The 13,661-nt window shown below is 52.6% G+C and carries 12 protein-coding genes; all 12 read right to left on the bottom strand.

Features of this window, described 5'->3' with window-relative positions; all coding sequences use genetic code 11:
- Window positions 1-48: 48 nt before the first annotated feature.
- The 12 genes from ACIKP9_RS10195 to ACIKP9_RS10140 all read right to left on the bottom strand — a co-directional run bounded on the left by ACIKP9_RS10195 (window position 49) and on the right by ACIKP9_RS10140 (window position 13,525).
- Window positions 49-1,032: a FecR family protein gene (locus tag ACIKP9_RS10195; RefSeq protein WP_400882239.1), complete on the bottom strand. Its 984-nt coding sequence runs from the start codon at window positions 1,030-1,032 to the stop codon at window positions 49-51.
- Window positions 1,029-1,547 carry a sigma-70 family RNA polymerase sigma factor gene (locus ACIKP9_RS10190; RefSeq protein ID WP_400882236.1) on the bottom strand — a complete coding sequence of 173 codons (519 nt, stop codon included), beginning with the start codon at window positions 1,545-1,547 and terminating at the stop codon, window positions 1,029-1,031. Before ACIKP9_RS10190 ends, ACIKP9_RS10195 begins: the two co-directional genes overlap by 4 nt.
- A 400-nt stretch (window positions 1,548-1,947) precedes the next feature.
- Window positions 1,948-2,601 carry an FxDxF family PEP-CTERM protein gene (locus ACIKP9_RS10185; RefSeq protein WP_400882233.1) on the bottom strand — a complete coding sequence of 218 codons (654 nt, stop codon included), beginning with the start codon at window positions 2,599-2,601 and terminating at the stop codon, window positions 1,948-1,950.
- A 199-nt stretch (window positions 2,602-2,800) separates the two neighbouring features.
- Window positions 2,801-5,299, bottom strand: a complete 2,499-nt coding sequence (locus ACIKP9_RS10180) for a TonB-dependent siderophore receptor (RefSeq protein ID WP_400882230.1) — start codon at window positions 5,297-5,299, stop codon at window positions 2,801-2,803.
- A 117-nt stretch (window positions 5,300-5,416) separates the two neighbouring features.
- Entirely contained in the window at window positions 5,417-6,373 is a 957-nt protein-coding gene (locus ACIKP9_RS10175; RefSeq protein WP_400882227.1) for a FecR domain-containing protein, read from the bottom strand.
- 6 nt (window positions 6,374-6,379) lie between these two features.
- Complete coding sequence (locus ACIKP9_RS10170) at window positions 6,380-6,895, bottom strand: sigma-70 family RNA polymerase sigma factor (protein ID WP_400882225.1); 516 nt, start codon at window positions 6,893-6,895, stop codon at window positions 6,380-6,382.
- A 187-nt stretch (window positions 6,896-7,082) separates the two neighbouring features.
- Window positions 7,083-9,554 (bottom strand): TonB-dependent siderophore receptor, encoded by a 2,472-nt coding sequence (locus tag ACIKP9_RS10165; protein WP_400882222.1) that lies wholly within the window; start codon window positions 9,552-9,554, stop codon window positions 7,083-7,085.
- Between the two features lie 79 nt (window positions 9,555-9,633).
- Window positions 9,634-10,614, bottom strand: a complete 981-nt coding sequence (locus ACIKP9_RS10160) for a FecR family protein (protein WP_400882219.1) — start codon at window positions 10,612-10,614, stop codon at window positions 9,634-9,636.
- On the bottom strand, window positions 10,614-11,141 hold the full coding sequence (locus tag ACIKP9_RS10155) for a sigma-70 family RNA polymerase sigma factor (protein WP_400882217.1): 528 nt from the start codon (window positions 11,139-11,141) through the stop codon (window positions 10,614-10,616). The genes ACIKP9_RS10160 and ACIKP9_RS10155 overlap by 1 nt, the downstream gene beginning before the upstream one ends.
- 91 nt (window positions 11,142-11,232) lie before the next feature.
- Window positions 11,233-11,409: a hypothetical protein gene (locus ACIKP9_RS10150; protein ID WP_400882214.1), complete on the bottom strand. Its 177-nt coding sequence runs from the start codon at window positions 11,407-11,409 to the stop codon at window positions 11,233-11,235.
- Window positions 11,406-12,551, bottom strand: coding sequence for a PepSY-associated TM helix domain-containing protein (locus ACIKP9_RS10145; RefSeq protein WP_400882211.1), 1,146 nt, complete (start codon window positions 12,549-12,551; stop codon window positions 11,406-11,408). Before ACIKP9_RS10145 ends, ACIKP9_RS10150 begins: the two co-directional genes overlap by 4 nt.
- 56 nt (window positions 12,552-12,607) lie before the next feature.
- Window positions 12,608-13,525: a tetratricopeptide repeat protein gene (locus ACIKP9_RS10140; RefSeq protein ID WP_400882208.1), complete on the bottom strand. Its 918-nt coding sequence runs from the start codon at window positions 13,523-13,525 to the stop codon at window positions 12,608-12,610.
- Window positions 13,526-13,661: the final 136 nt, after the last annotated feature.

Raw genomic sequence — 13,661 nt, 5'->3', positions numbered from 1 at the left:
CCTTGTCCAACACCTTGAGGAAAACCCCTCACTTTTCTGGAAACTTTACTAGACCAAATCAATCATGGTCACCAAACTGCCGTAACGCCGAATGCTGATTGGCAGAATGGACTGCAATGCATGCATGATCTGCCCAATGTCATCCAACTGGAACATGCCAAACACCCGCAGGCCTGCCGCACGAGGCGCAAGCCTGATCCAGCTAGCATGGTAGGCCCGCAGACGCTCCACCACTTCCTCCAGGCGCTGGTCACGCACATCCAGCATGCCGTGTTCCCATGCCATACTGGCATTCACGTTAGCAGGTTTCAACATCAAGGCATGTTGATCAAACCAGGCTGCGACGGCTTCACTAGAGGTGAGTACGGCTTCTGGCTGATGAAGCGGAGCAACCACTAACGATTGCTGCTGCACCATGGCATAAGTTTGCCCGCCGGAGATTCCCGCCAGCATGCGGCACCCACCACCAGCCTTCACTACACCATGCACAGTGCGCAGCATTAAAGGCCGCAATGCATCAGGTGCTACATCGACAATACAGGCTCCCTGATGCAACGTGAGCACACGTTGCTTCTCGGAAAAATCAACGTCGAGCGCAGAGCGCGCATTGAGCTGCACCCGCGTACCATCAGCCAGGACAAGCTTCTTTCGCTCACCCGTAGAGGTCACATGGTCTGACATGATGTGGGAGAGGGGAGTCACCCGGTTGGCCAGATAGGCAGTGCCCAAGCCCAACGCCACCACGGCAGCACCGCTTTTCAGGAAGTGACGACGATCAGCAAGAGGCTTGCCTGATAACACCTGACGCACGGCAGGTGCATGCCCTTCTTGCCGACCCGCCAGGTGTTGTACTTGCTCGAAACCCGACATGCTTTGGGAAAGCTGCTGCCATGCCATAGCGTGATGCATGTCGGCATCCAGCCACAACTGGAATTGTGCGTTCAACTCATCACTGACCGCTCCCGAACTCAGCTTGACCAGCCAGTCGACGGCGGCTTCCAGCGTTTCATGTGGCAAGGCTGGCTGGCTCATAGCCTGCCCTCAATCCGCGCAAGATGACAATGCATGATGGCCTGCTTCATGTAGCGTTCAATGGTCGCGACAGAAACATGCATTTCTTGCGCAATCGCCACATAGGTCAGGCCTTCCAGACGGTTGAGCAGGAATGCCTGCTTCACTTTTGCTGGCAAGCCATCAAGTTGACGATCAATGATGAGGATAGCTTCCTTCAGCAAGGCATACTCTTCCTGAGAAAGACCAAGATCCTCGGGCATCTGGGCCAAGGCATCAAGATAAGCCTGCTCCAGCTCGCGCCGCCGCCAGAAATTATACAATTCGCGCTTGGCCACCACCGTCAGGAAGGCACGAGGCTCACGCACATCCTCCAATTGCGGCGCCTTGAACAGGCGCACAAACGCCTCTTGCGCCAAATCATCGGCATGCGCCGCGCCCTCAAGCTTGCGCTTTAGCCAGCCGACCAGCCAACCATGATGATGACGATACCATTCGGCCAACAAGTGGTGCCGAGATGCTGAATTGTTACCCATAACTGCCGTCGCGCCGACCCAATAACATAAAAAGAAGGCCAGCAATCAATGCTGGCCTTTGGAATGACATTATTGGCGGAGAAAGTTAGAGTGCCAAGAATGTATGACACTCATCATCCATTAAATGAAAATGATTGTCAACATCGTTTACATGCGTGCGCTTATCCATATTTCCATTCCAGTACTCCATGATTTGTCATTTTTTAGTCATGAAAAGAAAATAAAACCATCACACTCGCTCACTACACTACTCACAGTAGCTTGGTAATATCATCCATTCCCCCCGAAGATTGCGATCATTTCTGGCTACTACCCTGACTTGTCAGGGGTTTGATTTTGATACAAAAAAAACGGCAACCTCTAGAGGTTGCCGTTTTCACTTCAAGCGTCAGCTTTTGGCTTAGGCTTGTTGTTTGCGACGTGCAGCGAAGCCAACGAAAGCCAAGCCAGCCAGCAACAGCGCATATTCAGAAGGCTCTGGCACAGCGGCGACTACTTGGTCGAGCTGGAATGCGAAGGAGTTGGCATGCGCCCCAGTGGAGAATGTCACCTTGATAGCATCAATACCGGTCACGCTGCTCAGATCCCAGGAGAAGTACTTATACTCACTGGCCTGCGCATTGTTATCCATCAGTGCTGCCAAGTAATCTACACCGTCAATGGTATAGCTCAGAGAGACATCATACAGCCCTATACCTGCACCACTGGGGGCACTGTGACTTTGGAATACCACGGAAGTCAGACTATCTGCGACAGTAGCATCTGTCAGGGTGAATGTAGAGAAAGGGCCACCCCATTCATACAAACCACCACCAGCAGGGTAAGCGGTACCTGCAATACGTGTGAAGACAGCATCCCCAGAACCAGCGACGTTCGCATCGTAACCAGCCACGAGTTGATCTATCGTTACCTTGGAACTAACCAGACTGTTCCAGCCGTTGAACTCAACGGAATCAGCCACATCAACAAATGGTGCAGCAGTGTCATTCGCTTGCGCAACAGAAACCATCATGGTTGCAGCCAATGCTACTGAACCGACTAAATACTTCATCATTAGAATTCCCCTTAGTGTGGCAAAAACTATGAGCGCCCCTGCCATAAAGTTAATTAGGAATGTAAATGATAAACCTTATCATTTAATGATGTCAATGTAGATGAGGATGAGTGACTTAATCTGCTTAAGCATCTTCTACCCCACGCCAGTATGCACTGGCTCAGGGTAGGAAGATACTCACGTCCACGCTGCTGTTGCGTCAGAAATTACCGCGCAATGTCAGCATCACGCTTTGCGGCTCAGCATATTGGCTCCGCAATGCATCGGTGTAATACCGCTTATCGAAAAGATTATTGACGTTTAATGCAGCAGTCCAATGTTCGTCAATCCGGTAGCTCGCATATGCATTCCAGACTGAATAACCATGCTGATTTCGGGTTACGATTCCAGCTGGGCCATATAGATCAACATACGATAATTTACTTTGCAAGGTAAACCCGCCACCGACAGTAAATCTATCCCAATCGCCGGGCAACTTGTAACTAGCCCAACTACGTAACAAATGTCGTGGATTGTGATCTCCCATCCACCGATTTCCCTCGCTCGCAGTTGGCGCACCCGTTTCATCCCTATCCTTGAGATTTTTGACTGCATTGAAGGTATATCCTGCAGAAAGCTGGAGATTGGGCAGAATCTCACCGTTCACCTCAGCATCAACCCCTTCGCTCCTGATCTTGCCACCATTAATTGAGCATCCGCCCCCTATAGGTGAGGCCGGGCAATTGGTAGGAAATCTGGGATCGGTCATGGCACGGTTGTCCTGGTCAATCCGGAATACCGCTAGGGAAGTATTCAATTTACCGCCATAAAACTCACCCTTGATACCTGCTTCATAATTACTACCAACAGCGGGCTCAAGTGGATTGCCAGCGGCGGTGTAAGCAGAACTTTGTGGCTGGAAAATATCCGTATAACTACCGTAAGCAGACCAAGTGTCATTGATCTGCCAAATCAAAGCAGCATATGGCGTAACTTCACGGGTCTGTTTATAAGAAGTATTACTAGAGTTCTCAAACTCATACCAGCTGACACGTCCCCCCAGAATCAGCTTCAGCGAATCCACTAGTTGCAAGCGCAAATTCCCATAAAGACCCTGTGTGGTAGATTCTTGGTTAGTAGCAGGGCCATAAGTCCCTCGGTATAACCTCGGCAAACTTGAAATATCCAGATCATAGACATTAGCGCTTACATTGGGACTGTAAGGTGCAAGATAACTACGCGACGACAGTGTCTTCTCTTCTTGCCAATTAGCTCCAATGAATATTTCGTGCTCTCGCCCCCAGCCCATGAATTTGCCATTCAACTGAGCGTCTGCAACATTCTTCTCGAGTTTGTTCTCAGAAAAATTCATTCTCGTAAAAGATATGATCCCGGTTTGTGGATTGACATATGTAGATCTTTGCATCGCAGCATCGGTGCGAGTCACACGCTGGTGTGTAGCACTAAGTTTGAGTTTCCAGTCATCATTAAAATGACGCGTCACATCACCGAATATCTCTTTCACTTCGCTTTCATAGCTAGTCCAACTCGGCCCTAAGGATGTAGATCGGGAAAGCTTAAGGTCAGACCCATCACTGGACAAAGGCAAGCCACCTACCCAGCGCCCGCCATTCTGTTTGTGATCCTGATACCGTATGCCTATTGCCGCCACCGTATTGGTGCCGATATCCGCCTCAAGAATACCGTAGAGTAAAGGTAGCTTGGTCTGCGCTTCATCATAGAAGTAATGCCTGTCTTCATAGCCAGCTACCAGCCTCCCGCGCAGGGTGCCAGCGTCATTAAGAGAGCCCGTAATATCACCGTCAAGGCGGTAATAATCCCAGCTTCCCGCTCGAGCTATCACCTGTATCTGTTTTTCAGCCAAGGGACGTTTTCGTGCCATATTCACCGTACCACCAGGATCACCGTTACCAACCAGAAGACCGGGGGCGCCGCGCAGCACCTCAATCCGATCTAGCATTGCTGTATCAGGAGCTACCCCTATCCCACCATAATCCCCCATAGGAACGCCATCTAGCATGAAATTACTGATGGAAAAGCCGCGAGAATAATAAACAGAGTGACCAAAATTACGGAATTGACGAGTGACACCCGTCGTTTGCATCAGCACACTATCAAGCGTTGTCAGGTTTTGATCATCCATGCGCTGGCGCGTGACGACACTGACGGATTGCGGGGTTTCACGCAAGGATTGTTCACCCTTGCCTATCGTCACAGCACGCGCGGCATAAGAGCGTGTGCCTTCGCTGATGGCCCTTGAGTCGCGATCATGTGCCGCGACCACGCTCACTTCAGGTAGGGTAGTGTTGGATTTCTCAGCCGAGCCTTGCAGCGCGGTGGCCTTGCGTAGTTTCCAGTTGCCACTGCCATCCACGACAGCTTCCAGCCCACTACCGGTCAGCAAGCGGTTAAAGCCTTCTTTAACGCCGTAACTGCCTTGCAAGCCCGCGCTTTGCAGGCCTGAGGTCAATGTGGGGTTAAGGGAAAGATTAATACCGCTAGCACCGGCAAAAGCCGCCAGCGCCTTATCAAGTGGGCCCGCCGGAATGTTGTACGTTTGCTTGTTATTGATAGCCGCTGGTTCAGCCGCATAAGTGCTCATGGAGCTAGACACACCCGCCATGACCATCAATGCCAATTGCAACGCCACGACACTCCCTTTACGGCGCAGCATATGCTTGTGATTACCCTGTTGCATAAAGAATGATTCCTGTTCATTGGTTTTTAATCGTTACATTCCCAATGTCAGGCGAGATGAGAAAAGGTGACATGCCGTATGCAATCGGCAGAAAAAAATAAAGAGTAGGAGTGAGTGCTATGCGCGATACGCAACCGTTACCCAATAGCGGGTGCGCCAATGTAGCTGCACGGGCAGGGTATTTTGCAGGGCGGCGAGAATACGATCGGTATCATTAAGCTGGAAAACACCAGATACCTCCAAGTGCGCAACATCCGCCTCACAACGCAATACACCAGGCCGATAGCGCCCAAGCTCGGCAACAAATTCATCCAGCCGCATTTTGTCGACATAGAGTATGCCATCTGCCCAAGCCGTGCGCTTTTCATCCAAATTGGTAGCAGCATGCACCTCATGTTCTGTCAGGCTTGATTGCCTGCCTGCTGTAATCACGCTGGCATGTTGTTTTGCGGCAGCAGGCGTTGCCTCCACAGCACCCTCGAGCACTGCAAGCTGCGTCCAGGCATCTTGCTGGCGCACATTGAAGTGCGTGCCCAGCGCACGCAAGCGGCCTTCGGCGGTCTGGACAATAAAAGGCCGGTGCACGGGATGCGGATCAGGCGCAGTCTGGATCAGTATTTCTCCCGCCAAGAGCCTAAGCTCGCGCTGTTGATCGGTGAACACCACATTAATGGCGCTGGCGGTATTGAGCATGACACGGCTACCGTCAGCCAGCACCAACTCCCGGCGCTCACCTGTCGCTGTGCGGTAATCAGCCGCCCATTCACGCCAAGGCGCATACCGATACGCCAACATGCCTGTCGGCATAGTCACCAGCAATAAAGCCAAAGGCTTGATGAAATCACGCCGGCTGATTGCACGATCAAGCACTGGCATACCCAATTGGGGAGGAATGTGGGTAAGTTTCTGTGCTAAAAGCTCTGCCTGGCGCCAGGCATGCTCATGCTCAGGCTTGGCAGCACGCCAATCAGCGAGCCTGAGCATGTCAGCATCGGTCATGCTCCCCGAATGCCACAATGCCAGCCATTGGGCGGCTTGCCGGATAACAGTATGATTAGCTGTGGATTGACTCATCTGGCTTCACAGCATCGCTAACAAGCATTGCTCGAATGCCAGCGCCATATAGCGCTTGACCGTACGCGTTGACACTTCCAGCCGCAGGGCAATCTCGTCATAGGCCAAGCCCTCCAGCTGCGATAACAGGAAAGCACGACGAGCTTTGTCAGACAGGCCATCAAGCATGGCATCGATCTCATGCAATGTTTGCAAAATCAGCAGGCGCTCTTCAGGCGAGATCGCCTGTGGCTCTGGCATGATCGCCAACGCCTGTAGATAAGCCTGCTCAAGCGTTTGTCGCTGATAGTGATTGGCCAGCAATCGCTTGGCCACCGTGGTGAGAAAAGCCCGTGGCTCCTTGATCTCAGCAATCTCGCTGCGCGAAGACAATATCCGGGTAAACGTGTCTTGGGCCAGATCATCCGCCTGATGGCTGCAGCTCAGCTTGCGCCTGAGTAGGTTCACCAGCCAGCCATGATGGGCTTGATATAGCTCACCAAAGGTAGCATGAGGCGCGGCATGTTGATCTGGTATGGACATTCGCTTGCTGGGAGGTCATGTGAAGAAATGCTGATTCAGTCTTCACTCAGACGATCAGCAACAAAAGAGAATGGTTAAGCAAATAAGAATTATTGTCAATAAAAACATGGCAAAAAGCCGCAGGGATACAACACGTAATGTTGTACGCCTGCGGCCTGCTGACAGAAGAATTGCCGTGAGTGGCGCGTTAGAAATTACCGCGCAAGGTCAGCATGAAGCTTTGTGGTTCTCCGTACCAGCGATTATCAGCAACAGTGTAGTAATGCTTGTCAAACAAATTATTGATATTCAACGCAGCTGTCCAGCGATCATCAATCCGGTAGCTCGCGTGAGCATTCCACACCGCATACCCACTCTGGCTATAGCGTATGCCAGAGTCTTTGCTATAAATCTCGCTCTGCAAGTTGACGCCACCGCCCACGGTGACCTTATCCCAATCACCTGGCAACTTATAGGTCATCCAGCTACGGAAAAGCTGACGAGGGATAAAGGCGCTTTGGTAGGCCCCTCCTTCATTTGCTGAAGGATTGCCCATATCATCACTGTCACGCACATACTTGGCAGAATTGTAGGTATAGCCAGCAAACAATTGCAGCCTTGGCAGGATCTCCCCATTAACCTCAGCATCAAATCCTTCGCTCTTAAGTTTTCCACCATTGATGGAGCAACCACCCGAAGCAGGTGTCCCAGGGCAACTCAGCCGATTCTGTGGATCGGGCTGGGCAATATCGTCTAGGTCAATGCGGAATATTGCAAACGAAGTATTCAACTTGCCGTCGGCAAACTCTCCCTTGATGCCTGCCTCATAATTGCTGCCGACTGCTGGCTTGAGTGCATTGCCGCTTGCAGTATAAGCATCGCTTTGAGGACGGAACACGTCGGTATAGCTGCCATATAGCGACCATTGGTCATTAAGACGCAGAATAGCCGCCACATAGGGAGTTACTTCATGGGTTTCCTTGAATGAGCTACCGCCAAAATTACTATTTTCATACCAGCTTACCCTGCCACCCAAAATGACTTTCAATGGATCGGCCACCTGCAACTTGACGTTGCCGTAGAACCCTTGAGTCGTCACCATACTCGCCAGGGGCGTGCCATTAGGACGGTTATATATGCGTGGCAATGCCGATAAATCTGGCGAGCTGGGATTAACCAATATCGGACTAGCATATGACACGCTATTACCTTTATATGCGAGCGTTTCTTCCCTTTGCCAGTTAGCACCGACAAATAGCTGATGCTCCTGGCCCCACGCATCAAATTTGCCATGAAGCTGCGCATCAACGCCCCTACGCCGATATTTACTATCTTCGAAATCTACACCGTACAATGCGAAACTTTGCAGGGTGCTGGGATCTATAGCATCGCTCCCAGCCGACGTAAAAATAGGCGCATCTTTTCGCTCACTTAACTGATAAGTACCACTCAGCTTAATGGACCAATCGTCGTTGATGCGATGGCTAATATCTCCAAACACCTCTCTGACTGTACTTTTAAAATAAGTCCAACTAGGCCCATAAGAAGTAGAGCGGGGCAGGCCTAAATCACTACCATCAGTTGCATAAGGCAAGCCCTGCGCCCATCTCCCCCCTTGCTGCGAGTAATGCTGATAACGTAGCCCAGCTGCAACCACGGTGTTTTCACCAATATCCGCTTCCAACATGCCGTACAACAACGGCAATTTGCTTTGCGCCTCATTATAGAAATAGTGCCTGTCCTCATACCCTGCAATCAGGCGACCACGCAGGGTACCGGCCTCGTTCAAAGGGCCCGTGACATCTCCATCAAGGCGGTAATAATCCCAGCTACCTGCCCGTGCCGTTACCTGTACCTGCTTTTCTGCAAGCGGACGTTTGCGCACCATATTCACGGTGCCGCCTGGATCACCATTGCCGATCAACAAACCGGGCGCACCGCGCAACACTTCAATTCGGTCAAAGATGGCAGTATCGGGCGCAATACCAATGCCACCGTAATAACCCACAGGCACACCGTCAGTCATAAAATTATCCAGCGCGAAACCACGCGAATAATAGACAGTATGTCCATAATTACGGAATTCACGCGTCACGCCCGTCGTTTGCATCAGCACATTGTCCAGCGTGGTCAGGTTCTGCTCATCCATACGCTGACGCGTCACCACGCTCACGGATTGAGGAATATCACGTAGTGATTGCTCACCTTTCCCTATAGTCGCAGCGCGTGCAGCATAGGAGCCTGAGCCTTCTGTTGTGGCACGTGATTCACGGGTTTTGCTCGCAGTAACGCTGACTTCTGGCAAAGCGCCACGGCTAGTATCTTCACGAACTGCCGATACTTTGCGCAAGGCATAGCCTGCTGATGTTTTCTCCGCGCCGTAGCCTGTGCCTGCCAGTATTTTGTTAAAGCCATCGTCAATGCTGTAGCTGCCCTTCAAACCCGGGCTTTGCAACGGCTTGATCTCATTGGCATCAACAGAGATCGCCACTCCGGATTGTTGCGCAAAGCGCGTCAGCGCCGCTGCTAATGGCCCAGCAGGAATGTCGTATTGCTGCGTGGCAGCAAGCGTCTCTGCATGGGCAAGGGTGCTGCTGGCAAACAGGATAGGCAGACAGGTCAACTGGACGGCGAGCACAAGAGGTGCGAGCCGGAAGCCTGATTGAATGGATGATTGCATGTTGTGTTTTACTCCCTGATAAACGGTTTCAATTACCAAGACACTTGGCAACCTGAAACTGGAACCAGGAAGTAAAAATTTAATGCGAATCAGTCACTGAAATATTCTGCACAGTGACTATCCATGGCGTGAAGCGTTTCACCCTGACCGGGAAGCTTTCAGTCAGCAATTGCAGCGCCTTGTCCGTATCATCCAGCGGCAATACGGCCGTGACTTGATAATGAGCGAGTGCTTCAGCATTGAAATGCAGGTAACCTTTGCGATGGCGCGCCAGGACTGCCAGCACTTCGGACAAAGGTTGGTCTTGCACCACCAGTTGATGCAATCTCCAGGCATCGCTAATGCTGGCAGGGTCTATCACATGAATCTGGCCCAGGCCCTGCGAAGTGATCTTGATGGCTTCCCCTTGTGTGACTACCGCAGTTTGTGGAGCTGTTGACGGGATTGTCGCCACCTTGGTGCGCGACTCCAACATGGCAACGGCTGTCGCCTGCCCATCTTCACTCACCACAAAGCGAGTGCCCAGCGCGGTGACGCTGCCATGTGCAGTGTTGACGACAAAAGGCCGCGTCGCATCCTTGGCAACGTCAATCAGGATTTCTCCCTGGCGCAGGTGGATGGTGCGGGCCTGCGCGGTGAAATCCACATCCACAGCACTATGCCCGCTCAGGGTAATCTGGCTATGATCCGGCAGTTGCGCGGATTGCCACTCGGCAGTAGCGGTCCGCACATCAGAAAGCCAATAGGCAAGTGGATAGTGCTGTAGCAACATCCCCAAGGGCAACGCCAGCACCAGCACAGCAATAAGATTGACACCTCGCTTGAGCTGCTTGCGGCGATGCTGTTGCGTGATGCCTGCCTCCAGCGCGTGATGCGCAACTCCGGATTGCGGGCGCAGGCCTTCCAATTGGGCAATCAGCCCCTGCATGTGCTTCACCGCTACCGCATGGGCAGGGTCTTGTGCTTGCCAGCGCTGAAACTGCGCTAGCAGTGCAGCATCACCAGGCTCGTCCTCCAGGCGCAGCAACCATTCCGCCGCCTCTTCTGCCACGGATGCCATCAATGTGCCTCCATCGGCGCACCGACGACAGCATGACAATGTACCAAGGCATTGATGAGGTATTTTTGTACCATTTTGGTCGACACACCAAGATGCTGCGCAATCTCCGCATGTGACATGCCATCCAGATAACGCATGAGGAAGGCTTCTCGCGGCTTGTGCGCCAACCCCTGCAATACCTGGCTGATCTGCTCCAGCGCCTCAATGGCTGCCGTCACTTGCTCGGCAGAAGGCGCATGATCCTCACCCAATGCTAATACCCCAGCCAGGTAAGCCTCCTCGACAGCACGGCGCCGGGCCTGATTGAGCAGCAGATGCTTAGCCGTGGTGGTGAGATAGGCGCGCGGTTCCTGCATATTGAACAATGCGTCACGGGATGCCAGGATGCGAGTAAAGGTGTCCTGAGCTAAATCCGCCGCCTCATGCGGACAACCCAGCTTCTTGCGTAGCCAGGCAAACAGCCAGCCATGGTGATGAACATAGAGCTCACCCAGGCGCTGTGTGGTTGATAGCGGGGACGTAGGCATGACGCGACAGGATACAAGCAGCAATTATTAATAAAAACAATTCTCATTTTATTCTGTGCCATGCCGTTTGCACAAGTCATGCCCGCAAATACTACTTGTTGCCCGGCCTGAACCAATAATGCCAAATGACCACAATAGGCACTGACAATGCTATCCAGGATAGCCAATGCCAGAGACCAACTCCCAGCAAGGCCGCCAACAGGCCAAATGTGCTTAGCAATGCCAAGATGATAGGCCAGCCCCATATCTGCATGAATCGCTTGCTCATGGCTTGCCTCCTGCCATGGCAGCGTGCTTTTGCTCCAGCTCACTGATGCGTTTGTCGGTTTGCTTGCGGCGCTGCAGCCAGAGATACAAACCGCTGCCCAACACCACGATGGTGATCAAGTCCAGCAAGGTCCAGATAATCTTCAAGGGCAAACCACCATAATCGCCGAAATGCAGGGGTTGCGACAGCAGCAGGGTCTTGACGTACCAAGGCACCTCGCGCGCATCAGTCAACTTGGTGGTTTGTGCATCCACCAGTGCTGGCTTGAGCAAACGTGATGTGACAGGCGTATTACCTTTCATGAACACGGTGTAATGGTGCGGGCTGGAAAACATGCTGCCGGGGAAAGCAACAAAACTCGGATGCATATCCGGGATGGCCTGCTGGGCTGTCTCCATGGACGCTTGCAGCGAACCCAGATTTTTAGGCGCTGGCAAACCTTTGTAGGGCGCGATCATTTCCGCCATCTGGTCACTTTGCCAGATAAAAATCACGATCTGGCTCAGGGTATTGATGGTGCCGGTCAAACCCACCACCAGCGCCCATACTAACGTGGCAACGCCCAACAGGTTATGCACATCCAGCCATTTCAGGCGCGCCTGCTTTTCGCGCCTTATGGTGCCAAAATCCAGCCGCCGCATGAAAGGGTGGTACAAGACGATGCCGGAAACGATTGCGACCGCAAACAACAAGCCCATGAAACCGAGAAACAGCATGCCAGGCAAGCCCGCAAACATATCCACATGCAGCTTGAGCATCACATACATAAAGCCACGATCTGGTGGCGGCTCATCCAGCACCTTGGCGGTACGGCTGTCGATGAGCACAACCTTGCCAGCATCAGGCGGCGCATCCATAGATTCCGCCATCGAGACCAATGTCACATGCGGATGCTCATCCTGCTCCCAGAACATGAAGCGGATGACGTCGCCCGGGCGCTGCTTGTGCGCAGCCTCCGCCACCTTGTCCAGGCTGGCATAGGGCGTATCCTCAGGCATTGGCGGAGCCTCCACCACACCGGAAAGGTGTTCGATCTCTTCATGAAAGATCAAGGGCAGGCCGGTGATGCACAACATCAATAAAAATGCCGTGCATATCAGGCTGGTCCATTTATGAACGAGGTACCATTTTCTGATACTCATGCTGGTCCTTTAAAACAGATATCTTGTTAGAGAGAGATTGATCGCGCGAAAAGCGCTCAACTTAGGTAGATATAGCGCAGCACTGCTTGTTGCGCCTGCACATGGCCCTGACGTGCTGCGCAGCGCAGCCACCAGCGCCCCAAGGAGAGGCTCATGATGTCTTGCTGGCTTAACAGGCGCTTGGCGTATGTATACACATCCCCTTCATCGCCTTGTTGTGCACACTTGTGTAAGGCTTCCATGCCCACTTGACGTAAAGCCGAGTGAGGGTGTTGGAGCAAATTGGCCGCCATGGTACGGGAAAACGCCAGATGCGCATTGATCAGCGCAACACGCATCCAGTGCAATGCATCTCCGACTTGGGTGCGCTCCAGCAACATCAGGGCATAGTTGTATTGCCCTCGAAAATCGCCGGCCTCGGCAGAACGCCGATAATAGTCGAAAGCTTTTCCCTGGTCTTTTTCGCCCAGCCAGCCTTCCTCGAAAAACCTGCCGACCACACCCAATGACTTGGCGTGGCCTAACTCGGCAGCTTTGTTGTACCAGTCGAACGCTTGTAGCTCATCTTTCTCTACGCCCAAGCCATGCAACAGCAGGTGCCCATAGTTGTACATGCCCCAATCCAGCCCTTGGCTAGCCGCCATGCGAAACCAGTACGCCGCACAGGCATGATCCACCGGGCCGCCCCAGCCCTGATCGTAAGCACGGCCCAGCATATTCATGCCGAACAAATGGCCCGCTTCCGCTGCCTTGCGAAACCAGATTCTGGCCTGCCTGGGGTCTGGCTGCAGACCATGCCCGTCAAGGTAAGCCTGCCCGAGCAAGGCTTGTGCTTCGGGTTCGCCTTGTTCAGCCAAGGCCTTTATCCATTGCACCGCCTCCCGCGGATCGCTTGCAAGCTGACGCTTCAGCTCTTCTGTGCTGATGTTGTGCAGGTGTTCAGGAGTAATGGCTTGGGCGCTGCTGGCAGACATGCTGATTGCGAATAGGAATGAATCAGAGGGTGACTATACACTAAATCACCTCGGGCAATCCGGCGTAATCTCGGCAAGAAGACCTGCTTAGCGTCGGGCGAGGCATTGCAACGCAGCATTAACGCTACTGAGGCAA

It is taken from the genome of Methylobacillus methanolivorans, from assembly GCF_044751345.1.
Lineage (GTDB): Bacteria > Pseudomonadota > Gammaproteobacteria > Burkholderiales > Methylophilaceae > Methylobacillus > Methylobacillus methanolivorans.
The sequence above is the reverse complement of the archived record's forward strand: the minus strand, read 5'-3'. Positions and strand labels throughout refer to the sequence as shown.

Bases quoted from the DNA above. Each gene is read 5' to 3' on its own strand.
- ACIKP9_RS10195 (WP_400882239.1), bottom strand. From the start codon at position 1,032: ATGAGCCAGCCAGCCTTGCCACATGAAACGCTGGAAGCCGCCGTCGAC.
- ACIKP9_RS10190 (WP_400882236.1), bottom strand. From the start codon at position 1,547: ATGGGTAACAATTCAGCATCTCGGCACCACTTGTTGGCCGAATGGTAT.
- ACIKP9_RS10185 (WP_400882233.1), bottom strand. From the start codon at position 2,601: ATGATGAAGTATTTAGTCGGTTCAGTAGCATTGGCTGCAACCATGATG.
- ACIKP9_RS10180 (WP_400882230.1), bottom strand. From the start codon at position 5,299: ATGCAACAGGGTAATCACAAGCATATGCTGCGCCGTAAAGGGAGTGTC.
- ACIKP9_RS10175 (WP_400882227.1), bottom strand. From the start codon at position 6,373: ATGAGTCAATCCACAGCTAATCATACTGTTATCCGGCAAGCCGCCCAA.
- ACIKP9_RS10170 (WP_400882225.1), bottom strand. From the start codon at position 6,895: ATGTCCATACCAGATCAACATGCCGCGCCTCATGCTACCTTTGGTGAG.
- ACIKP9_RS10165 (WP_400882222.1), bottom strand. From the start codon at position 9,554: ATGCAATCATCCATTCAATCAGGCTTCCGGCTCGCACCTCTTGTGCTC.
- ACIKP9_RS10160 (WP_400882219.1), bottom strand. From the start codon at position 10,614: ATGGCATCCGTGGCAGAAGAGGCGGCGGAATGGTTGCTGCGCCTGGAG.
- ACIKP9_RS10155 (WP_400882217.1), bottom strand. From the start codon at position 11,141: ATGCCTACGTCCCCGCTATCAACCACACAGCGCCTGGGTGAGCTCTAT.
- ACIKP9_RS10150 (WP_400882214.1), bottom strand. From the start codon at position 11,409: ATGAGCAAGCGATTCATGCAGATATGGGGCTGGCCTATCATCTTGGCA.
- ACIKP9_RS10145 (WP_400882211.1), bottom strand. From the start codon at position 12,551: ATGAGTATCAGAAAATGGTACCTCGTTCATAAATGGACCAGCCTGATA.
- ACIKP9_RS10140 (WP_400882208.1), bottom strand. From the start codon at position 13,525: ATGTCTGCCAGCAGCGCCCAAGCCATTACTCCTGAACACCTGCACAAC.